This window comes from Parabacteroides faecis, assembly GCF_014647375.1.
Lineage (GTDB): Bacteria > Bacteroidota > Bacteroidia > Bacteroidales > Tannerellaceae > Parabacteroides > Parabacteroides faecis.
This window is the reverse complement of sequence record NZ_BMPB01000002.1, coordinates 38,572-60,875: the sequence shown is the minus strand read 5'-3', so window position 1 is coordinate 60,875 and position 22,304 is coordinate 38,572. Positions and strand designations below refer to the sequence as shown.

Genomic DNA, 22,304 nt, shown 5'->3' with positions numbered 1-22,304 from the left:
TTCGTTCAGTGTTCTATTTTTCATCTTCGGTTTTACAACCGCAAAAATGAAACTTCTCCGTTGCCTGTTCTTTAGTGACAACAAAATATACGATGTCCGCGCGTGAACAAAGTTCGTTCTGCGAATTGTATATCTCTGTCTCTATAAATATGGCATTCCGTTTCTGCTCTTTGATACGTCCCCGTATCATCAAGCGCGGTTCGCGTGTCGAGATACTTTTCAGGAAACGGGCATCCAGCCGTGAAGTCACGCCCGACGTCTGTAATTTCCTCAATACTACCCAACCGGCCAGTTCATCCATCATTGTCGTCTGGATTCCCCCGTGCAATGTCTCCAACCATCCCTGGTAATGGCTTTCCGGTTCCCAGAAAGCAACGATGTCATCGCCATCCTCGTAAAACTCCATGTGCAGTCCTTGCGGATTTCCGGGTGCACACCCGAAACACATATAGCCCTCCAGCCCCTTCCAGGGATTAATAATCTTTTTCATACAACAACAGCTTTAAACGGATTGTTTCTTAAATAAAAAGAATTTTATGACCTAAGTCGCTTACAAATATAACAAACTTATGCCGTTTTTTCCCGTAGGGACAAAAAAACAGAGATAAGAACCTGCGCCTTACCTCTGTTTTCCATACTGATTATCGGGTATATTATCTTTCTTTAGTCCTCGATCTCAGGCATTAAGAAATCCACGAAACACAGAGCAGCCAAAGCTGTACCGTATCTCTTTTCGATGGTAATACCTTCGGTAATAAAGTTCAGTTCACCCAGATAATACTTACCGTAAGTTTTCTGGTGCAGGTCGTTGATTACACGAATCAGACGTGACTCCAACTCCTCGATACGATAACGGCCGCTAACCTCACATACCAGGGCTCCAACCTTCTCATCGAAGTTTTCGTCCTTGTACATCCAGGCGTAAACCACACCGGCAGATACAAACTCATCCTGATAACCATGCGAAACCGCCATAATGGTTTTCAATTCAGTGCCAAATGGAGGAAGATCAATTTCATCCATGGTTGCAAGATGCGCTGTTGCAGGGATTACAGACGAATAAGTCATAATGTTAAAGTCTGAAATACCAGCATCATAAAGAGCCATGTGATAAGAACCTGCATGTTTTTCCAGGTCTGAATCACCACTACCCTTTGTAATAAAAAAGGTGTTTGGAATTAAATTCCCAACTTTCTTTACCATCTACAAATATGTGTTACTTAATTAATAATATGAGGGCACAAAAATAGAAACTTCTTTGGGATTTTGCTCTCTGCTAACGATAAAAAAACAGCTTTTTACATATTATTATTCATTTTATTTCCAGCCCATTTTAAAGATGTATAATAATCAAGCGTTAGAGGACCTTCGGTTAAAGGTCATAAATTTTACTTATCGTTTAATCAATAAAAGTTATCGATTTTGCTCCGATTTCTTTGAACAAATACCAAACCATCCATGTTAGAATAGTAGAAACAAGATAAAACTTAGTAATTATGCTTACATTATGTCTTAGTTTATTATTGTTGGTAACTAATAATAGTAATAGTAGTAGTCAAATAACAGATAAAAAAGAAGAAATTATGAAATTCGAACTAATTAAATTGCCTTATGCAGCAGATGCATTAGAACCAGTTATCAGTCAAGCAACAATTGAATTCCATCACGGAAAACATTTACAGGCTTACGTAAATAATCTGAACAACCTGATCCCGGGAACCAAATATGAAAACGCTCCTCTGGAAAAGATCGTAGCAGAATCTGACGGTGCTATCTTTAATAATGCCGGACAGATACTCAATCATAATTTGTATTTCACCCAGTTCTCCCCGAAAGGCGGCGGCGAACCTAAAGGCAAGTTAGCAGATGCTATCAAAGCAACCTGGGGTTCATTTGAAGACTTCAAGAAAGAATTCAACGCAGCAGGAGCCGGTTTGTTCGGTTCAGGATGGGTATGGCTGGCGAAAGATAAAGACGGCAAACTTTCAATTACCAAAGAAGCTAACGGTAGCAACCCTGTTGCCAAGGGTCTGACTCCGATTTTGGGATTCGACGTATGGGAACATGCTTATTACCTGGATTACCAGAATCGTCGTCCCGATCATCTGAACGCTTTATGGCAAATCGTTGATTGGGATACCGTTGGCGAAAGGTATTAATATTAATATGTAATTATATTTAGGCACGGGTTACCGGATTCTACGATTTAATGTTCGTAGAATCCGTGTAATTCGTGCCTAAGTGATTAAAAGAACGTCTTAAACACAGAGGCTCCTTTCCTTATTCCTTTTTCATTCAGGAACTTTTCTAATTGATAAATATCATATCCATCGTCCAAGATCTCCCCTTCCGGATTAATCAATACATAACGGGGAATTCCATATATAGCAAATAATTCCTGCAAATAAGCATATTCATAATCGGATAGGAAATGAGATTCTTCCCCTTTCAGATGCTCGGCGATATATTTCCTGTAATCCTCCTCCGGAGAATTCTGAGAGGATGTGATAAAGAGATATGCAAAGTCCGGACTACCCGTATACGACTTTCTTAATTCAGAAAACTGATCGATATCCCCTCGGCAAGGTCCGCAAGTTGTGCCCCAGAAATCAAGTAATACATATTTACCTTTATGAGGAGCTATCAGACGACGGACAATCTCGCCTCCTTTTGTTTGTTGAAGCGGGTCTGACGAAGAAAACCGTTTTTGGTACTTTTCTCTCATAACCTCTTTTATCGTATTATCGGTAATAAAGGAAATACGCTCATTATACAGCGTATCGGCATCGGCCGGTGAAGCAATTCCTTTCAGTTGTCCGATAAAGTATTGCAATACAAATATATCGAATGCCAGCGACGGAGTTTGAGGATACATCTTTTTAAAAGTATCATTACATTTCTCCCAGCGCTTTGTCAGTGATTCCAGATCGTTTTCTACAGAACTTATATGAACGCTCAATACAGAATTACCGGCGTCCACATCTTTCTGTAACTTTACATTAAAGGAATCGCACCAGGCTTTGTATTTTTCTTCGAAAGGAGAATAAACCGATCTGTCCAGTTTTTCGTTGAAAGCTTTCAGGAAAGCCGGATTAGCCTTATGTGTTCCGATAAAGTAACGATGACCTTCGGCTATCTTGCGTTCTTCATCCGTTAAAGGAACATTTTTATCCAATAAGTAAGTGAGAAAAGTGTATTTAACCGTTATAATGGTGTCTTTAACCGAGTTTCCTGCGTCCATGATCGGTGGTGCAACCGGATACTCCCTATCATGTCCCTGTATTGGGATAACGACACAGCATCCTTCTTTTCAAAAGGCATATCCTGTAAAAACGTATAATAATCCGGAGGTGTGGGCTGTTGGAGTATCTGATTATCCGGCTTTGCTCTACCGAGGTGTCTGCGAAAATCAGCAAAGGATAATAGAATATGTCCGTTATACAACTGTTCATGATAACGAATCAAATCGGCTATATCCTGAGAAAGATTACGGGCCGTTTGCAAAGAGTCGATCGTGCGAAGCCTTTCCGCCAGGACCTTTTCCCTCTTGACTTTAAAATCGTTGGGAGAAAGACGTTCCATATCGGATTGCATTCCTGAAAAGTCATTGGAATAATGCGTTCTCCTGAATCCATAATAAAAATTCAGTTCTTTGGATATATCCGCACCGTCCCCTTTATATTCGCAACTATCGGGGTAGTCCGGATTCAGGGTGAGATGCAACTTTCCCTTAGGCAATGCATAAAGGGTATAATAGCGTGAACCGACATTCAAATTCATTTCCTGTGAGTGACCGAGCGGAATCGAGGCCTGGAAATACCCTCCCGAAGCTACTTCTGTTACTTTTACCAGAGGTTTACCTGTAAATAATTCTTCATAGTAGATTTTTCCTATCAGAGGTTCTGCCGCCGGTTTATATCCCTCAATATGACCGGTAAGCAGAAAGTCATCAGAATTGATTTCCGTGTTGTTTTTTACAGAAGATGTACACCCCAGCAAGGCACAAGAGCAAACAAGTAGAAATACCTGTTTCATATTTTTTTCCATAAGTATTATATTTTGTCCTATCAATGCTTGTATCAACGTCAATCAGGAAAGGTATCAATCAGTTATTACAAAACAAATTATCTGAGATAATTACCAAAAACAATGTGTAGCTTTCCTGTGGAACGTAAAGCTAGCAAATCTATCAATGGGTTGATACGAGTTTTCATTATTTAACAGAGAAATTGTAAAACATGGGGTTCAGGAATTTCACCTTTTAAAAAGAACATGACTCTGCAACATATCCTATATAGCTTCCTTCTGCGTTATATCGCTACAGAAGGACAAAATGTCAATTATTAAGGAAAAACAGCCAATAATTACAAGAATAACAGGTAGTAACTTTGTTATGTAAATAGAGATATGAATAGTAACTAAATAACAAGGAGTTATAATTATGAAAATTAACGAATTAACAAAACAGGATTTTTTAAGTAAAGTAGCTAACTACGAAGCAAGTCCCGATAAATGGATGTATGAAGGTGATAAGCCTTGTATCGTAGATTTCTTCGCAACCTGGTGTGGTCCTTGCAAGATGATCGCTCCTATCCTGGAAGAATTGGCAGACGAATATACCGGACAAATTGATATATATAAAGTAGATACTGAAAAAGAAGAAGAACTGGCTGCCGCTTTCGGTATCCGGAGCATTCCTTCCCTCCTGTTCTGCCCGATGAGCGAGCAACCGCAAATGGCAAGAGGTGCGATGAGTAAAGCCGACTTCAAGAAAGCAATTGACGAAGTTCTTTTAAAGAAATAAAGTAAGCAACGCAATTATCTTACTGAAGGAACTCCTGAAAGTGCAGGCAGACAGAAATGACCGCCGGCTTTCAGGAGTTTTTTATTTTTACAATTTATCCGTGTAATATCTCTTTCATGTCAATAACAGGCCATGGCTTATAATCGCGCCAAGCACCACGTGTAAAGTCAGGAACAGCGACCGAACAGCTCTTATTCAATACGGAGCGCTCGCTCAACTCGACGATACACGACCAGGCTGCCGCATCATATACGCTCTGATCCAGCGGATAACCGTTACGCAGACAGTAGATCAGGCGCCAGTCCATGATAAAGTCCATACCACCATGTCCTCCTACCTTCTTCGCCCGTTCGCCGATATATTTGCTTAACGGGTGTTCATATTCTGCCATCACGTCTTTTTGCGGACCTTCTTTCAGGAATGAATGTGTATCAGGCTGGATAGCCACCTTCTGTTCAGGATACTTGACAGCCATACCTTTGGTACCCTGTACCAGATGGATGCGGGAATAAGGGCGCGGAGAAGTCGTGTCGTGCTGGATCATAATGGATTTGCCATTCACGGTATGAATGATCGTGGTATTCATATCGCCCATTGCATAACGTTCTGAAAGGGTGATACGTTCGTCGTCCGTCAGGTTTTCTTTTGCCCAAAGTGCAAGGCCGAACTGGTTGGTGGAAACAGACGAAAGATAATCCATACGGTCCCCCTGGTTAATTCCCAGTATCTGGGCTACCGGGCCAAGTCCATGTGTAGGATACGGATTGCCTGTATGGTATTTGCTATATTCCAGGCGCCAGTGTTTATAATAACCTTTAAATTTCGAACTTCTCAGATCATGGATATAAGCGCCTTCGGTGTGGATAATCTCTCCCAGCAATCCCTGGCGTGCCATATTCAGTGTTGCCAGTTCAAAGAAATCATAACAACAATTTTCCAGCATCATGCAATGAAGCTGGGTTTCTTCTGCCTTATCAACCAATGCCCAGCAATCTTTTACCGTGAGTGCGGCAGGGACTTCGATAGCTACATGTTTTCCATGATCCATGGCGTAAAGGGCAATCGGTACATGTAATTCCCAGGGAGTAGCATTATAGATCAGGTCGATGTCATCGCGTTCGCACATCTTCTTCCAGTCTTCTTCGCCTGTATAAGCAATGGCTTCTTTCCGTTTGCTGTTGTTAAGGGTTTTCTGGCTGTTGGCAACTCGTTCCGGATCCAGATCACAGATAGCAACGATCTCCGCGCCTTCAATCTGTGCCAACCGCTTTACGGCTCCGGCTCCCCTACCCAGGCCAACAACACCGACACGAACGGTGCTCAATGGTTTGCAACGTAATCCTAAAACGGATTTTCCTTTTGCAGGGGGAGATAAATCCTCCATGGGAGAAAAAGAAGGGGCAACAGCCGGTGTCGAAGCAGCATTCATGTCTTTACCTACAACGATAGCCGCGCTTCCAGCCAATGATCTTCTTAGAAATTGTCTTCTGTTAATGCTCATGATAATAGATTTTAGATTAAGTGAGATTATATGAGTTGGCAAAATAAGAATTAATTTTCACATCTGCTATTTTTCTAAAAAAAATATAGATTCTTTTCTTATTATTAATCAGGAAGATAGATTCGATCTTACATAGGCGATGAAAAAAAGTGCGTAGAAAAATGCACTTCCCTATTGCGAGATTAGAAATAATCACTACCTTTGCACTCGCAAAACAGAAATACTGAATGCCTCTTTAGCTCAGTTGGCCAGAGCACGTGATTTGTAATCTCGGGGTCGTTGGTTCGAATCCGACAAGAGGCTCAAAAAATTAACAGTGGAAAGTTGACAATTGACAGTTAATGTCACTCTCCGATTTTAATCTGTCAATTATCAGTTATCAACTGTCAACTTTAGCGGGGCAGTTACCAGAGTGGCCAAATGGGGCTGACTGTAACTCAGCTGTCTTTCGACTTCGGTGGTTCGAATCCATCACTGCCCACAGAAACCTCAGGAATTTATTTCTGAGGTTTTTTGTTTTATATACTATCCTGTTCCGATAATCGGGATTGACAAAAGCAGGAATCCTATTTCGACACTGCCACTTCCCAGAGTTAGAGGATATTCAATGCCAATCCGGCAGATAGTCTGAAGTCAGAATGAGAGAAGGAAAATAAAGTATGCATCACTAAAATAAAAAAGGATATCCATTACCGGATATCCTTTTTCTACTGATGTATTAATTATAATGTGTCAGTTCATTAATTCTTAGGAAGTGCTTCTTTTACTACCATTGCACGGCCTTCATATTCTGCTCCGTTCAGTTCGTTGATAGCTTTGATAGCTTCTGAACTTTCAGGCATTTCTACAAAAGCAAAACCTTTTGATCTTCTTGTGTCGCGATCTACAATAAGTTTTACAGAATCAACTGTTCCGTACTCTTCCATTACATCTCTCAAATCTGATTCCTTAACATTGTAGCTAAGGTTACCAATATACATGTTCATAAATATAAAAATAAAAAATTAATAATTTAACAATAAAACTTTAGGAAGGTCTTTATCAGAGATGGAAATACCCGGTGTTTGAAAACCGGAAAGATACATGTTAGAGTAAGATCGAAATAAATCTCTTATTGTTTCTGATGCAAAGTAACGGAAACTATTTGGATAACGAACTATACATACTGATATTTATTCCATAATAAATCTTTTTTGTAAAATAAGACCATAAATTGGCAAGGAATAGGGTGTTTTTACTTTAGAATAAATCGGTAGGCATTACACCCTCAGGGAAGGCTTTTTGTGATTATAAACCATGAGAAAAGATACAGCAAAAACACATACAACAAAAATGATATTCAGACAAATGACAAAAACCTTACCCTCTAAAATACCGATTTTTAAAAACTGGGTAGAGATTTTTGAGACTTTTGAAACTCTCCGATAAAAAACTTCTAAGATCAAAGTGGATATACTTTGATTTTAGAAGTTTCATATAAAGACAAATTCTATTTCAATATCCCCGAAAGGATTTCTTTATACAATAGAATTCTTCTTTGTAAATTCAATGATCTCACTGATATGACCAAAAGCAAGCCCCGTTACCGTATCGGCACAACCATAATAGATCGCAATACGGTCCGATTCAGGATCATGCAACGCAGCACATGGGAAAGTAACATTAGGCACATCCCCAACACATTCATAATCCTTCTGCGGAGAAAGCAGATAAGGACCTGTACGATATTTAATCTTCCAGGGCTGATCCAGATCCAGCAAAGCTGCACCGAAGCTATATACATAGCCGTTACAAGACTGCAATACGCCGTGATAGATCAGCAACCAACCTTCCGATGTTTCGATAGGAATAGGACCTGCACCAACCTTCAGGCACTGCCATGCACTCACTTCAAACGGAGCCGGAGCCATCACATGACGATGCTTTCCCCAGAAACACATATCAGGAGATTCGCTATAGAAGATATCTCCGAACGGAGTATGTCCGTTATCACTCGGACGGCTCAGCATAGCAAAGTTGCCGTTGATCTTACGCGGGAACATCACGCCGTTACGGTTGAAAGGCAGATACGCATTCTCCAACTGGTGGAATGTTTCGAAGTCGAACGTATAAGCTACGCCGATCGTCGGACCATGATAGCCGTTACACCAGGTAATATAATAACGGTCTTCGATGAAACACACACGCGGATCGTAGGCATAAACGAACTTTCCGATCTCTTCGTCTTCACATTCGAACTCCAGCTTTGTTTCGGAGATATTCCAATGGATAGCATCGGCACTGAAACCTACATGCAAACGCATACGGCGGTTTGTGTCGTCACAACGGAATACACCGGCATAGCCTCCCTTGAACGGAACGACCGCACTGTTGAATACACTGTTAGATGTCGGAATGATATCACGCGGTATCACCGGATTCTTCGAATATCTCCAAAGTACTTCCTTACAATCGGCCGGGCGGTCTTCCCAAGGCATATCTGGCAACGGTTCGCCAATAATTTTCAGTTTATCCATTTCTTTTGATTTGTTTTATTTGACAATACAAAGTTACTTCTTTTCGTCCAGTTTTAATTCTTTCATCAGCTCATTATATTCCACTTCATCTTTGCTCATCTTATCATACCAGTTCTTCTTCAGAACAAGCGTCGTGATAGCAAGGATCAGAACACTGGTCAACAACGGCATTCCTTCACGGATCACGATATACATCGGAATAATGGTCAGGCACATCTGCCAGATAATCCCCACAGCCACATTGAACATATCACGTTTGAAGTTTTTGTTAGCTTTCACCTGCGGATATTTGGCAACCACCTTATCGTGAACCGGTTTCCAAAATCCCCACGGACGTATGGTAATATAGAAACGTTCCAGCGTTTCGTCTTCTACCGGAGGGGCGGAATAAGTGCCGACCACACACCCGATCAAAGATACGACCAGTAATACAGGGAAATAGAACAACGGCAACATCGGAGCATTATTGGCATATTCTCCCACTCTTTCTACAAAATGACCGTCCACCATTGTGTAACCGTCAAAGATAAACGGACATACCATAGCTGCCAGGATACCCGTGATCATTCCCCAGAAATAGCCGTTGCCATTGAAACGCCACCAGTGCCATTTCAATAAGTTTGCAGCGATATATCCACCATACAATGCAGAAGTGATCCATTGCAGTACAGAGTTCACACTCTCAACAAAGAATCCAATCACAATACTAACGACCACCACGCCGACCGTCACAATGTAGCTGGCACGGATCATCGTCTTGTTGCTGGCATTCGGATTGATATATTTCTTGTAAATATCATTCACAATATAAGCAGGAGCCGCATTGGCTGTAGATGCAAAAGTAGACATAAACGCAGCAAGCAATCCCGCCAGCAACAAACCGCATACACCTACGGGAACGAACTCATTGATCGCATTCGGAAGAATCAGCTCAAAGTCGATCGCACCTGTCTTCGTTGTCAGATCGAGGTCTTTGAAAAAGGCCAGGGCAAGGATCGTGAAGCCCATGATCATCAGATAACGCGGGATCAGCAAGATTACGGGAACCGAGCCACTCATTAAAGCTGCCTCTTTACCACTACGGCAGGAAAGGATCTTCTGCATATCGTAGTTAGGCGCAGGACCAGCCATACTGTTGAATACCCCCTTAAAGAGCATCATCATAATGAAGATACCGAACAGGCCGTACTGGTCGTTCATGATCTTTTCATTCACATCGCTGAAGATATCGGTCCACTTCAAATCGAGCGTCCATCCAGGCATCAGGCTATCCCATCCGGCAGGCACGATAGAGGCAAGCATTTCCGGACTTACCTTCATCATAGCGATAACGGCAATCGTTACACCGGCAACGGTCATAATGGCGAACTGCACCACGTCGGTCCATACGTCAACATACCGCCCAACATCACATAGACAGTGGCAATAGCAGTAAAGAAGATACCATAAGCATGCGGCACGTATTCAGCCGGGATATCGAACGGGACAAACTGGGAAACATAGTCCCAGGGGAAGAATATTTCCATAAACTTACCTACACCGATAAAACCGTAGCTAAGGAAACCCAGCACACCGATCAGGGCATAGATAACGACAATTGTATGCGACAAATTAGCACCTTTGTTCTTTCCGAAACGTGTCTGGATCCATTCGGCCCCTGTCAACACATTTGAACGGCGCAGCCAGACAGATAGATAAACCATCAGGAAGATCTGGTTGAACACCGGCCACAACCAGGGTACCCAGGCACTTTTAATTCCATAAATAAAGGCTAGCGTAACCATCCACATAGTGCCGGAAATATCGAACTGGCCGGATGCGTTAGACAAGCCTAACATATAAAAAGGTAGAGTTTTGCCTCCTAAGAAATAGGAGTCCATATTTTTCGACGCTCTTTTCTTCAGGATCAGTCCGATGACTATCATCGCCACCAGGTAGAGTCCGATGATAAAGATGTCGATTGGTTGCAATTTCATGATATTGATTTTGTTTTTAGGTTTAACGTTTGGCAAAGATATATAAATAGTTGACAGTTGACAAGTGACAGTTGACAGTTATTCCGGCTTTCAGCCGAATAGGTTCATTTTCATGAAACAAACTGTTACTTATCAATACTTGTCAACTGTCAACCGTCAACTGTCAACTTGTTAGTCGATCGGACAAACAGAAGAGATCATGCCGAATGTTTCATTATCATTCAGGCTCCAGATAACTTTATTATTACCGTCGATCTCCATCAACTGCGGATTGTTCGATTCTTTTGCACTCGGATCGTGTCCCTGCCAGTTACAGATATACAGACCGTTGTTAGATGTCGGCAACAACTGGGCTACAAAGAACAGAGAAACACCGTCGATATCGGTAGCACCTATTTTACGGATCACTTCGCCTTTGTCCAGATTTACTTCCATCAAAGAATGACCGTCACCACAGGCTACCATGTAGTTGCCGTTGTTCAGCAATACAGTGCTATACGGAGTACCTTCCAGTTTAGTCGTTTTAACCAGTTCGCCGGCAGGAGATATCTCACGTACTTCAGAAGTGGCGAACAGAGGCATCAGGTAATTACCAGCCTTGTTCTTATTCACCTGACGGAACTGGGCGTGCGGATGATCGATACCTGTTTCGTATTCTGTTGCCGAAAGTATATCACCCTTCGGGCTTACTTCCATAACCTTTGCCGGGTGTCCGCACCATGCCAACAGGTAGTTGCCATCGGGCAGGACCCGCGCCGTCTGCATTTCGCAGCCTTCCGGAGCAGAGATGTTCCATATTTCTTTCTGGTCGCGAGTGATCAGTTTAGCTCCTTTTGCATAGGCAAACAAGATGTTACCGTCGGGAGTAGCTACAGCCGAGTTACATTCCCAACCTTTTTGCAAAGGATGTTCCCATTCTATTTGTTTTGTATTCTTGTCGATGATAACGATCTTATTCCAACCGGAACCTGCCAACAATAATTTCTGGGCCTTTTGCTGGCAGGAAGTGGCAGCAAACAAGAAAAGAGCCGAGCATAATAATGTGAATATTTTCTTCATGGCAATTCAATATATGTATTAATTATGTTTGGATACAACAAGGGGCAGAGTAGCGCCCCGCCCCTTTGAAGTATACTTATTAATTATTTAGACAAATCCTGGAACATTTCAAATCCCTGCTGCGGAGTCAATCCTTCATGCACTACTGCATGAACAGCCTGGATCATAGTGATCGGATTTTCTGACTGGAATACGTTACGTCCCATATCGACACCGGCAGCACCGTCGTTGATAGCGTTGTAACACAGTTCCAATGCTTCCAGTTCAGGTAATTTCTTACCACCTGCGATCACTACAGGAACCGGACAAGCAGCAACTACCTTTTCGAAACCTTCGCAATAGTAAGTCTTCACGATATTTGCACCGTTTTCAGCACAGATACGAGAAGCCAGACCGAAATAACGGGCGTCGCGAGCCATCTGTTTTCCAACAGCAGTCACACCCATTACAGGAATACCATAGCGGGTACCTTTATCTACAGCCTTGAACAGGTTAGCGATCGTTTTAGCTTCGTGAGCTTCATCGCCGATAGCCAACATAACAGCCATAGCTGAAACGTTCATACGGATAGCATCTTCTATATCGATCAGAACGTTGTCGTTCAGGTCTGTCAGGATAGAAGTACCTGCATCCGAACGCAAACAGATAGGTTTGTTTGTTGTAGTCGGGATTGCAGACTGAAGGATACCGCGTGTACACATGATACAGTCGGCATACTCAATCAGCGGTACGATATTCAGGTCGATACGTTCCAAACCTGAAGTCGGTCCCATAATGAAACCATGGTCGAATGCCAGCATTACAGCTTTGCCTGTCTTCGGGTTAAAGATACGGGATAAACGATCTTTCATACCCCAGGGAAGGTTTTCAGCACCCTTCACATGGAAACTTTGTTGTTGAGAGCTAACACCTAAACCGAAGTTACTGCCTTCTCTCAAATCATCTAAATCTGCCATTTTTCTATTTTCTATATTAAAAAAGTGAATTATTCAATTATAATGCTTCTGCAAAAGAGGCCAACATACAGCTCCATGATGTAGCACCGCTATCGGCATAACCGATAGAACGTTCGCCGTAATTACGGGCACGTCCGAAGTTCGCTTTCATATCTACTGTTTTCTTCGCACCTTCCAGAGCTGCATTAGCACCGGCTGTCAGGATCTCTTTGATATCGTCCGACGCACAAGCTTGCATAGCTTCTACGGCAGGAACCAAAGCGTCCATCATCGTTTTGTCGCCCGGTTGTGCCTTCGTCTGTTTCTGCACGTTGGCAAGGCCACCGGCAAACATTTTCTTCACACCTTCGGCATCCAGTTCAGATCCGGAAGCACTGTCGCTCATTCCAAGGAAGAATGCACCTAACAGGGTACTTGTCGATCCGCTTGTTTCCAGCATCACACCAAATCCCATATCATTCAGCATAGATTTGAATTCCGTTCCTTTTTCCGAGCCTTTAACGACAACAGAAAAAGCCGTTACGATAGCCTGTCCGTGATCGCCGTCACCGATTACCGCATCCAGTTTAGAGAATTCGTCTTCGCGGGCTTTGATATGCGTTAAGGCGTTATTCAGCATACCTTTGAAAGCCTCAATAGTCAGTTGTTTCATGTTATTTGTTTATTTACCAATAGTTGTCCAATACGGTGCGTTTGCACTCTTGTTCTTCAAATAATCGATGTGGTCTGTATCCAAGATACCCATGATCATCTGGAAACCAGCTTGTTCCTGAACTGTCAGGATTTCCTGGATACGGCCGAACACGACTTCCATGCCACGTGCTTCCAGTTCTTTGTAAGCTTTGCGGAAGATGATATTCAATTCCATGTGGGTAGTTGCACCAACACCGTTGATGATAAGCATCATCTTGTCACCGGCTTTCGGTTGCAGTTGCTGGCAAAGCAGGTCAACCATTTCAGCAGCTGTAGCGTCGGCAGACACTAACGGTTTCTGACCGCCACCACCTTCACCATGCTGTCCCATACCGATTTCCATTACACCGGCAGGCAGGTCAGTGATTGTAGCATTATTCTGCGGATGCGTACAAGAACGCATAGCAACAGCCAGGGTTGCCACCTTATCGTTATAACGTTCACCGATCTCGATCAGTTCGTCCAGAGATTTGCCTTCGTCTGCAGCAGCGCCCAGGATTTTATACAAAGGAACGCAACCGGCCAAACCACGACGATCGTCTGTCGGAGCACCGATACCTGCACTGATATCGTCATGAGTCAGGATCTGTTTTACTTTGATACCAACACGTTCAGCCAACTGACAAGCCATGTTTGCACTCATCACGTCACCAGAATGGTTCAATACAACCAACAAGATACCTGCTTCACGTTTCATCAGCTGCAAAGCCTGGAACAGACGCTGTGCACCCGGAGCAGCAAATACGTCACCCACTACAGAACAGTCCAGCATACCGTCGCCAACGAAACCGCTCAATGCAGGTTCGTGACCGGAACCACCTAATGTAACGATAGCTACTTTGTCTTCGCTTTTAGGATTTGCACGTACAACAATATTTTCTGCAGCCAGTTTTACCTGATCAGGATAAGCCAATACATAACCTTCCAGTAATTCCGGAGTTATTTGTTCAGGATCATTTATAAATTTAGTCTTAATTTCTGCCATGGTGTTTTTCCTCCTTGTTTCGTTTAGGTTTATAAATTATTTAATTTCCATTAATTCGATAGCAATACCTTCTTCTTCGATGAAAGCAATAGTCAAATGTTCGTCGCATACAGCCGGGCCAAAGATAACTTTTGCATCTTTCAGCGCTTCCTCCAATGAAGGAACCGTATAAGCGATATGACCATTCGTTTTAACCAGATCAGGCAGGCAGCTCTTAGCAGGATCGTCAAACTTCAGATATTCGATCTTGTTAGGGCTCTTGCTGTAATCGGTTAGCCACACGTTCAAACCTTCGTTGAACATTGCACCTTCTTGGTTTTCGTTGGTAAGGATACCTACATGATTAAATGTTCTCATGATCACTAAAATTTAATGTTTAACTTGTATATTAATAATTCATTCATTTCCCTTTATCTTATTATATCCGATCCTCGATAAGATCCCCAGGATCACCACTACGACCCCGGCTATATAGAGATATGTAAAGATTCCGTGTACATTATCGTTCTGTCCGTATGAGTGCATTCCGCTCAGGAAATAATTCACTCCGAAGAATGTCATCAGAACAGAAGAGAAAGCCACCACCGAACAAAGGTTGAACAGCCAGTCACTATACCAGCGTTTCACCAGATGCAGGTGAGTAACGACTGCATACACTACCATCGTGATCAGCGCCCAGGTTTCTTTCGGGTCCCATCCCCAGTAACGTCCCCACGATTCATTCGCCCAGACAGCTCCCAGGAAGGTTCCGATCGTCATCAAAGCCAGACCGACCCAAAGTGCCATTTCGTTTACGATGGTCAACTCTTTGATACGGGCTTTCAACAAGGCTGTATTTTTCTTTCCAGCAATACTCGTCAGCACCAGATTGGTCAGTCCGATCAGGCAGCTGATACCGAAGAAACCGTATGCAGCTACAATAACAGCCACATGGAACATCAGCCACGGCGATTTCAATACGGGAACCAGCGGGTTGATCTCCGGGTCCATCCAGTTCAGTCCGGAAACGAACAGGATAATTCCACCGAACAAAGTAGCCAATGCAAAGGTCACCGTACTACGACGTACGAACAACAAACCAGCCAGGACAGTTGCCCAGGCCACATACACCATTGTTTCGTATGAATTACTCCACGGTGCATATCCGCCGATATACCAGCGCATTCCCATTCCATACATATGGTAAAGGAACACGAGCAACACGCCTACCCCCAATATCCAGATACCGAATTTCATCCACTTCTGCTGCTTGAACAGCATAACGAACGAAAGGACCAGTAACAAACCACCCAAAATCAGATAACCGATCTTACACTGACGGAATATATCCATCTTGTTATATTTAAGCTCGGCTTCAATCCTTTTAGCCGAGATATCGAGTGTCTTATTTTTTGCCTGCTGATACGTACCGATCATATCGACCACCTCGTCGGCCTTCGACCAGTCGCCTTTCTGCAAAGCATCCTGCACTTCCGCCAGATACCATCCCATAATACGGGAAACGAACATGGAATCTTTTCCTGTAAATGCAGAGAGGTCGTCACCGGCCGCATACCATTTGTGATTAGGATCATCCTCTTTCGGGAAAAGATTCAGCATCTGGTAATTGATCAGCTGGTGGAATATATTGATCTGCTCATCCAGTTTAAGCAAGTCTTTATCGAAACGGGTACGTTGGGCAGGCATCTTGTTATATGCCTCTTCCAACTTTTCCTGCAATTTATAATCGCCATTGTTATCGAACACCTGCAGATAAGCACATTCACCGTCTGTCAGATCATAATAATTTGCCAGCTCCGGATTGGATAAAGCGATGAAAGGTACACGCATCCACATATCCGGCATAGCCAACAGGCTCAACAGGAACTGATCGGAATCCAATTTACCGATCTTATCTGCTTTATGTAGTTTACGCAAGATCTCCGAAGAGAATGTATTGATAGGCATCATACGTCCGCTATGGGACTGAATGGGCAATGCCCCGAATTTTGCCGCATGTTCAGGAGATACCGTATATTTCTGCACGGCATCCAGCATGGGCGAAGTTTCTTCTTTTGCATTCACTGATACCGACAGGGTCAGTAACGCAAGAATCATTGTTGCCGATTGTGCAACAGAACGTAATTCTTTTAAGCGACGGCTCAACGTCATAAAGCGGGAATTCTTCCCTACCAATGAAATAATAAGTCCGATCACCAACAACAGGTAACCGGTATACGTTATGTTCCGTCCGGCTACATCGCGATTGACGGAAAGTACGGTTCCCTGTTCATCCGGATCGTAAGAAGCCTGGAAGAGACGGTACCCTTTTATATCTAATACATTATTCATAAATACCCGTTCGCGACGTGTCTGACCGTCTACACGCACCACTAATTCGCTTTCATAAGAAGATGGGCTGGATGAACCGGGATAACGGGTCAAAGTAAATTTTTTCAGTTCTACAGTGAAAGGTAAGGTATGGAAAGTGGTCAGATCGCCCTGGCGGACCGCCATCTGATCAGTCGATTCTCCTTCGCGGATATGAAGGATTCCCTCTTCGCCGAACTGGAAAGAAGCAAGGGCTCCAAGAAGGATAATAATAAAGGAGGTATGAACGAGCATCAACCCCCATCTGCGGAGTTCTAGATACTGGTACTTAATAGCTATGACAAGAAAATTAACCACCAGAAGAAATTGCAACAAAAAGAATAAAGGGGAATAATAGATCATCGCTTTGGCAGCAGCCGTACCATGATACTTTTCAATAAAAGTGGCGACAGCCAGACCAAAACCATAAAGAAGTAACAAAACGATTGTTGTTACAAAGGAAGAGAGTATTCTTTCAAGAGTTGCTTTCATTTGTTGTTTTAATTAAGTTATGCCGCCAAAGATAAGAAATTTCAATTAAGTGACCCCGGCCACACCGGGGCCACCTAATAGATTTTATCTATATCTAGGACATATCTCAGGGATTAGTCTTCGATTATTACACGGAAACCTACGTTAAATACACGCTGATACGGATAGTATGCTTTACGTGCATAAGCTGTAGAGAATTTCGGACGTTCGATGTATGAACCACCACGAACCACTTTATGATCTGAAGTAAGTTTAGTCTTCGGATTATAAGGATAAGGCACATAATCTGAACGGGTCCATTCTGAAACATTACCGTGCATGTTATACAAACCGAACGGATTGGCTTCGTAAACCTTTTCACCTGTCTGGATCAACTGTCCGTCGTCTACACCTTCTTCTTTCGGCAGATAAGTATAGTACTTATACCACATAGAGTTCGGAGACATAGGTTGCGGGTCGATACCGCTAACAGCAAACAACAACGTTGTCTTGTCAGCCAGGTTTTCATATTTACCGAAGTCAGTATTCATATCGCCATACCAGAAATCGCTATCGCTACCTGCGCGGCAAGCCCATTCCCATTGTGCTTCTGTCGGAAGCGTAATGTTCAAGCCTGTCTTTTCGCTCAGTTGCTTGCAATATTCCATAGCGTCGTTGTAGCTTACACGGATAACCGGTTGATTCGGCTCGTTAGCCGGATAACCCTGGTGTACGTGGTCTTTCCACAACTGGTCAACGAAACGGCTGTCGTGTTCAGGATAAATAACGCCAAACTGCTGGTTGGTTACTTCCATTTCACCCATCCAGAACGGTTTGTCGATCTTCACCTTAGCTGTAGGATAAGCATCCGATTCGCCGTTATAGCTACCCATTACGAATTCACCTGCAGGGATACGAACGAAGTTGATCTTCACACCCGGAGCGATTTCGATCTCTTTACGGTTGCTGGTTTCCTTAGCAAGCATGTCTTTGATAGCTGCCTTGTCGAATGGCCATCCTTTCGCTTTCACTTCTTTCACCTTTACAGGAGCTGCTTTTTCAGGCATAACCGGAGTGATCGGACCTTGTGCTTTCAAATAAGAAGCATAGTCAGCGATTTCCTTCTTCCAGTCTACACCCATACCGTTAGCATACTTGTCTGTCAGTTCTTTACGACGTTCGATCTGATCGAATCCCTGGTACGGAATGATTTCCTTACCCAGAACGTTGGCATCGAAGTAACCTTTATCAGGAGCGTTATAGTCGATCCAGTTATACAGTTTCAACCATTCTTCGTCTGTCAGTTTCACGTTATGGTGACCCTTCTTCAGGATACGAACCAATTCGCTGGTGTTCGGATGATATTCATACGGCTGAAGAACAACCATATCACCTTCACCACCCTGACGGTGTACGTACGGATGGATATTCAGATAAGAAGTACCATAACCCAGTCTGTCTTTCTTACCACCACGCAGGTCGAATGCTTTGCCTTCGCCATTGTGACAAGCGATACAAGCACGATCCAGGATCGGCTGAACTTCCAGGTCGAAGGTGAATGAACGAACACCACCTACAGGCGCTTTCAAAGGAGCAGCAGCTTTCTGAGAAGCGATCACACGTTTAGGAATAGGAATCTGGTTCTGGTCTTCGTGACAACCGATACAAGAAACCACTTCACCCGGCTGACCGGTTACCCAACTACGCATCCACTGGATAGCAACACCATCCTTGTCGATCGGCTGGATAGAGATCGGAGTATTTGCCGGTACCTTGAAGATAGCCGAACCGTCTTCTTCAACAGGTACAGTACCTAACAAACGTTTGATATCCCAACCACTCTGAATACCATGCCAGTTATGGTCGGAACGAGTCTTCACATAAGCATATTCATAAGCATGCAGACGAAGTTCTTTTACTGTTCCGCGAGGAATACCGCGCAAACCTTCACCTTCATAAATATCCTGAATAAAGATAGTAGCTTCTTTTTCATTCAGCTTCACACGATCAGGAATTGCCGGAGGTGTTTTTGTTTCTTTCACCAGGATCGGGCTGATATAACCTTCGCCTTCTGCCTGTTGCAGGCAAGTTACGTTATCATAGATGTCAACCAGATAAAGTCCCCACAATGACTGAGGATTCAATTTGGCAGCAACCAGGAAATATTTGTCATTCAACGGAGTCGGTTTTACGAACTGCGGCCATACGCCATTAACCAGTTCGTCTTTGATCAGCTCAACAATCTGACGATTGCGGTGAGGGATTTCCTGCACCATACCTTGAACATTCTTACGTCCCTTTGTCGGATCGAAGATGATCAGACGACCAGAACGAGCTACACCGTGGTGACCGGAAATGATACCTACGAAAGCAGATCCATGACCTGGCAACGGCTGGATATCGAATGTACTGTTCGGGAACATGGAACCGCTACCATAGAGTGCCTTGTTTTCTGTTCCGTCCGGATTCATGTGCATAACGATACGAGAGTAATAGTGAGTCAGGTCGGTATATTCCCAACGAGTGTACATAACACGTCCGTTGTTCATAACAACCGGGTTCCAGTTAGCATCCTGATCGAAAGTCAGACGACGCAGGTTCTTTGATTCCGGTGTGTAAAGAACCATATTACCTACCGGGTCATCACCGCTTACACAAGGAACACCCTGATAACCGATGTTAGAGTTAGCGATAATACGTCCGTCCGGCAGATAAGTACCGTCGTAAAATTCCAGATCCGGTTCTTCGTTCTCTACCAGTTTCTTGCAACCTGTTCCGTCCAGTTTTACTTCATATACGTTCCAACGTTTGTCGTTGTCACCCATTAAAGTTGTGAACATCACACGGTCAGCATTCCAGTGCAATCTCAGGTCAGCGATAGAAGCGTCGGCAACGATCGGTTTGAAGATGCTCTTCATCTGCATATCACCACGCAGGTCTGTCAATTCGATGATCTCAGCATCGAAACCACTACGGCGTGCAGATTCCTGATTACTCCAGTTATTAGCCTGTGTTCCCAGATCCGGAGCCATTGCCTGACGTGCTCTTGAACCTAATTTATAACGTACAGCAACGATCTTGTCGGCATCCAGCAACGGGTTACCCAACAGGATAGCCTTTTTGTTTTCCAATGCTTTGCGGGCATCGGCTATCGCTTGTTCATCACCTTTGTAAATACCGCTGAAACCTTTCTGCTGGAGTTTTACCAACTCATCCAACATCGGCTGATATTTAGCAGCATCAAAACCTTTCTGCTTGCTCATATCGGCAAATGCCAGTTTGATAGCATCGATATTCAACCATTCCAGGTCACCCTGCAATGCATAAACATCCTGAAGTTTTTCAAACAATTCCAGATATTTACGGATCTGGGTATTCACTTCTTTTTCATTAGCGATCTGCTGAACGACATTCTTATAATAAGAACCGTCTTTCAACTTATCCACCATTGCTTCTACAGCTTGTTTTTCAACAGAAGCATCCGGAGTGATCAACCAGGTATCCAAGCCGTCCATCATAGCGCCCAGCATACCGATCTGTCCCGGATATTTAGCGATCAGTTCGTCACCGACAAATTTCGGAACAACGTTCAAAGCCTGGAAATAAACGCTACCGCCGGAAGAAGTATCGTCGATACCTACTTCTGCTTCAAAGCGAACATATTCACCTTTTATCGGATAAACCAATGTACCGTTTGCATGACAGAAAACACCGTGTTTGTATTCCTTGCCACCAATAAAGATCTCATGGTCATAAGCGTTAATATTCATTTTAGGCTTTGCCCAACCGGCAACACCATATTCGTAAGGAACTTCATCCAACCAAACAGCAGTACCGTCCGCTTTAATCAAACGAGCGTTACCCCAAACAGCCTGGTCGTAATCCGAACCATCCGGACCTCCGGCAGTGATAAGCACCAGCTTATCCACGCCTTTCAAATCCACAGCAAAAGGTTCTGCTTTTTCCTTATGCTTCTTCCAGGTGGAAATAACAGGCATATTAGCCTTCTGAAGCTGGGTCTGCAGTTCCGTTTTTGCTTTAATTGATGCATCAATCCAAGTATCTGCCTTCTTTTGTTTCGGACCTGCCGAAACAAGGAAGGAAGTAGATAAAAAGAGTGATACCAATAAAAAATATTTATTCATGTATCTTTTTAAATAAGGTAATAACAACTAAGATTGAATATCATTAAAGAGAAGCCTTAGGATTTGTAAAACGAAGACCATCGTTATCATGATAACATGCCCATTCGTCAACAATAGCACCTTCCGGACCAGCCATCATGAAGTGGAATGATTCCAGTTCTTTCAAACGCAAAACATCGCCTACTTTCTGAACTGCAAAGTTTTTGCTCTTGATAGGACCATGACTAGCCGGGATTGCCGGAGCATTCGGAGTTTCATCACCGATTACAGAGAAGTTATAAACCCATCCCTTTTCAACCATCCATGATTCGTGTTTTGCAGGGAATTTGGTTTTTACATGAGCGTGTTCAGGGATCATCTGTCCCGGAAGCAGGTAGATAGCGTGAGCAAAGTATCCGTGTTCTGCATCGTTGATCCAGAAAATACCGCCCATACCAACATTTTCAAAGTCACCCAGACCGAAGTCGGTTACCCACATGTCTTTAGCCATCAGTTCTGTGAAAGGAACATCATAGAACTTGAACATGTCTTTCATTGCTTCGATAGCCACTTGCTGATCGAATTTGCCGTCTTTGTAGAAGTCGGCGTTTGTGTACTTCTTAGAATAAGTCATTTCTTTTTTATTTTTACAATTAGAATCGTTACTGCATTTGCATTGTTCAGTGCATCCGTTTTCCCCATTACAGCAAGTTGCATCACTCGTTGTCTTGTTACCGGTACATGCCACCATGGAACTTAATAATAGCCCCACTGCCATTGATTTAATACTTAATCCTTTTTTCATTTTTGTTTTAATTTATGTTAGTAATATTTGCTATTTTTCGCCAAACGGTCAACATGATCCGGCAG

General features: G+C 43.2%; 17 protein-coding genes, 2 tRNA genes and 1 pseudogene. 4 read left to right on the top strand and 16 right to left on the bottom strand.

Annotated features, from left to right (window positions below; genetic code table 11):
* Positions 1 to 13: 13 nt before the first annotated feature.
* Together IEY67_RS02930 and IEY67_RS02925 are read right to left on the bottom strand one after the other, a co-directional pair.
* Positions 14 to 490, bottom strand: coding sequence for a PaaI family thioesterase (locus IEY67_RS02930; protein WP_122374372.1), 477 nt, complete (start codon positions 488 to 490; stop codon positions 14 to 16).
* Positions 491 to 663: 173 nt separating this feature from the next.
* A complete protein-coding gene (locus IEY67_RS02925) occupies positions 664 to 1,203 on the bottom strand; it encodes a pyruvoyl-dependent arginine decarboxylase (RefSeq protein ID WP_122352532.1) in 540 nt (179 codons plus the stop codon).
* Between the two features lie 293 nt (positions 1,204 to 1,496).
* On the opposite strand from IEY67_RS02925, the gene IEY67_RS02920 reads away from it, so the two are divergent.
* On the top strand, positions 1,497 to 2,159 hold the full coding sequence (locus IEY67_RS02920; protein WP_308425742.1) for a superoxide dismutase: 663 nt from the start codon (positions 1,497 to 1,499) through the stop codon (positions 2,157 to 2,159).
* 86 nt (positions 2,160 to 2,245) lie between these two features.
* Here IEY67_RS02920 and IEY67_RS02915 read toward each other — a convergent pair whose 3' ends face one another.
* Both IEY67_RS02915 and IEY67_RS02910 read right to left on the bottom strand, forming a co-directional pair.
* On the bottom strand, positions 2,246 to 3,241 hold the full coding sequence (locus IEY67_RS02915) for a TlpA family protein disulfide reductase (RefSeq protein WP_183669628.1): 996 nt from the start codon (positions 3,239 to 3,241) through the stop codon (positions 2,246 to 2,248).
* A complete protein-coding gene (locus tag IEY67_RS02910) occupies positions 3,205 to 4,035 on the bottom strand; it encodes a hypothetical protein (protein ID WP_183669626.1) in 831 nt (276 codons plus the stop codon). The genes IEY67_RS02915 and IEY67_RS02910 overlap by 37 nt, the downstream gene beginning before the upstream one ends.
* A gap of 406 nt (positions 4,036 to 4,441) precedes the next feature.
* On the opposite strand from IEY67_RS02910, the gene trxA reads away from it, so the two are divergent.
* Positions 4,442 to 4,804, top strand: coding sequence for a thioredoxin (gene trxA / locus IEY67_RS02905; RefSeq protein ID WP_183669624.1), 363 nt, complete (start codon positions 4,442 to 4,444; stop codon positions 4,802 to 4,804).
* A gap of 94 nt (positions 4,805 to 4,898) precedes the next feature.
* Here trxA and IEY67_RS02900 read toward each other — a convergent pair whose 3' ends face one another.
* Positions 4,899 to 6,305, bottom strand: coding sequence for a Gfo/Idh/MocA family protein (locus tag IEY67_RS02900; protein ID WP_183669622.1), 1,407 nt, complete (start codon positions 6,303 to 6,305; stop codon positions 4,899 to 4,901).
* Between the two features lie 229 nt (positions 6,306 to 6,534).
* Between IEY67_RS02900 and IEY67_RS02895 the strand changes: the two genes are divergently transcribed.
* Both IEY67_RS02895 and IEY67_RS02890 read left to right on the top strand, forming a co-directional pair.
* Positions 6,535 to 6,608 (top strand) — tRNA-Thr (locus IEY67_RS02895).
* A 95-nt stretch (positions 6,609 to 6,703) separates the two neighbouring features.
* Positions 6,704 to 6,786 (top strand) — tRNA-Tyr (locus IEY67_RS02890).
* 259 nt (positions 6,787 to 7,045) lie between these two features.
* On the opposite strand, the gene rbp is transcribed toward IEY67_RS02890, so the two are convergent.
* The 11 genes and pseudogenes from rbp to IEY67_RS02835 all read right to left on the bottom strand — a co-directional run bounded on the left by rbp (position 7,046) and on the right by IEY67_RS02835 (position 22,239).
* The gene (rbp, locus tag IEY67_RS02885; RefSeq protein ID WP_122352527.1) at positions 7,046 to 7,291 is read right to left on the bottom strand and encodes an RNA-binding regulator; all 246 of its coding nucleotides are present in this window, start codon (positions 7,289 to 7,291) and stop codon (positions 7,046 to 7,048) included.
* A 531-nt stretch (positions 7,292 to 7,822) separates the two neighbouring features.
* Entirely contained in the window at positions 7,823 to 8,821 is a 999-nt protein-coding gene (locus tag IEY67_RS02880; RefSeq protein WP_122352526.1) for a glycoside hydrolase family 130 protein, read from the bottom strand.
* Between the two features lie 33 nt (positions 8,822 to 8,854).
* Positions 8,855 to 10,797 (bottom strand): annotated as a pseudogene (locus IEY67_RS02875) (sodium:solute symporter family protein).
* A gap of 171 nt (positions 10,798 to 10,968) precedes the next feature.
* Entirely contained in the window at positions 10,969 to 11,856 is an 888-nt protein-coding gene (locus IEY67_RS02870; RefSeq protein ID WP_122352524.1) for a beta-propeller domain-containing protein, read from the bottom strand.
* Between the two features lie 83 nt (positions 11,857 to 11,939).
* A complete protein-coding gene (gene lsrF / locus IEY67_RS02865) occupies positions 11,940 to 12,812 on the bottom strand; it encodes a 3-hydroxy-5-phosphonooxypentane-2,4-dione thiolase (RefSeq protein ID WP_183669620.1) in 873 nt (290 codons plus the stop codon).
* A 37-nt stretch (positions 12,813 to 12,849) separates the two neighbouring features.
* On the bottom strand, positions 12,850 to 13,464 hold the full coding sequence (locus IEY67_RS02860) for a DAK2 domain-containing protein (protein ID WP_183669618.1): 615 nt from the start codon (positions 13,462 to 13,464) through the stop codon (positions 12,850 to 12,852).
* A 9-nt stretch (positions 13,465 to 13,473) separates the two neighbouring features.
* Entirely contained in the window at positions 13,474 to 14,490 is a 1,017-nt protein-coding gene (locus IEY67_RS02855; protein ID WP_183669616.1) for a dihydroxyacetone kinase subunit DhaK, read from the bottom strand.
* A 36-nt stretch (positions 14,491 to 14,526) separates the two neighbouring features.
* Positions 14,527 to 14,847, bottom strand: coding sequence for a hypothetical protein (locus IEY67_RS02850; RefSeq protein ID WP_122352520.1), 321 nt, complete (start codon positions 14,845 to 14,847; stop codon positions 14,527 to 14,529).
* Between the two features lie 39 nt (positions 14,848 to 14,886).
* Positions 14,887 to 17,331: a cytochrome c biogenesis protein CcsA gene (locus IEY67_RS02845; RefSeq protein WP_183669614.1), complete on the bottom strand. Its 2,445-nt coding sequence runs from the start codon at positions 17,329 to 17,331 to the stop codon at positions 14,887 to 14,889.
* A gap of 113 nt (positions 17,332 to 17,444) precedes the next feature.
* Positions 17,445 to 21,455 carry an SUMF1/EgtB/PvdO family nonheme iron enzyme gene (locus IEY67_RS02840; RefSeq protein ID WP_183669607.1) on the bottom strand — a complete coding sequence of 1,337 codons (4,011 nt, stop codon included), beginning with the start codon at positions 21,453 to 21,455 and terminating at the stop codon, positions 17,445 to 17,447.
* Positions 21,456 to 21,498: 43 nt separating this feature from the next.
* Positions 21,499 to 22,239, bottom strand: coding sequence for a cupin domain-containing protein (locus IEY67_RS02835; protein WP_122352517.1), 741 nt, complete (start codon positions 22,237 to 22,239; stop codon positions 21,499 to 21,501).
* Positions 22,240 to 22,304: the final 65 nt, after the last annotated feature.

Coding starts and splice junctions, on each gene's coding strand:
- IEY67_RS02910 (WP_183669626.1), bottom strand. CDS start 4,035: ATGAAACAGGTATTTCTACTTGTTTGCTCTTGTGCCTTGCTGGGGTGT.
- IEY67_RS02870 (WP_122352524.1), bottom strand. CDS start 11,856: ATGAAGAAAATATTCACATTATTATGCTCGGCTCTTTTCTTGTTTGCT.
- IEY67_RS02850 (WP_122352520.1), bottom strand. CDS start 14,847: ATGAGAACATTTAATCATGTAGGTATCCTTACCAACGAAAACCAAGAA.
- IEY67_RS02835 (WP_122352517.1), bottom strand. CDS start 22,239: ATGAAAAAAGGATTAAGTATTAAATCAATGGCAGTGGGGCTATTATTA.
- lsrF (WP_183669620.1), bottom strand. CDS start 12,812: ATGGCAGATTTAGATGATTTGAGAGAAGGCAGTAACTTCGGTTTAGGT.
- IEY67_RS02930 (WP_122374372.1), bottom strand. CDS start 490: ATGAAAAAGATTATTAATCCCTGGAAGGGGCTGGAGGGCTATATGTGT.
- IEY67_RS02855 (WP_183669616.1), bottom strand. CDS start 14,490: ATGGCAGAAATTAAGACTAAATTTATAAATGATCCTGAACAAATAACT.
- IEY67_RS02920 (WP_308425742.1), top strand. CDS start 1,497: ATGCTTACATTATGTCTTAGTTTATTATTGTTGGTAACTAATAATAGT.
- IEY67_RS02860 (WP_183669618.1), bottom strand. CDS start 13,464: ATGAAACAACTGACTATTGAGGCTTTCAAAGGTATGCTGAATAACGCC.
- IEY67_RS02900 (WP_183669622.1), bottom strand. CDS start 6,305: ATGAGCATTAACAGAAGACAATTTCTAAGAAGATCATTGGCTGGAAGC.
- IEY67_RS02915 (WP_183669628.1), bottom strand. CDS start 3,241: ATGGACGCAGGAAACTCGGTTAAAGACACCATTATAACGGTTAAATAC.
- rbp (WP_122352527.1), bottom strand. CDS start 7,291: ATGAACATGTATATTGGTAACCTTAGCTACAATGTTAAGGAATCAGAT.
- IEY67_RS02845 (WP_183669614.1), bottom strand. CDS start 17,331: ATGAAAGCAACTCTTGAAAGAATACTCTCTTCCTTTGTAACAACAATC.
- IEY67_RS02840 (WP_183669607.1), bottom strand. CDS start 21,455: ATGAATAAATATTTTTTATTGGTATCACTCTTTTTATCTACTTCCTTC.
- IEY67_RS02925 (WP_122352532.1), bottom strand. CDS start 1,203: ATGGTAAAGAAAGTTGGGAATTTAATTCCAAACACCTTTTTTATTACA.
- trxA (WP_183669624.1), top strand. CDS start 4,442: ATGAAAATTAACGAATTAACAAAACAGGATTTTTTAAGTAAAGTAGCT.
- IEY67_RS02880 (WP_122352526.1), bottom strand. CDS start 8,821: ATGGATAAACTGAAAATTATTGGCGAACCGTTGCCAGATATGCCTTGG.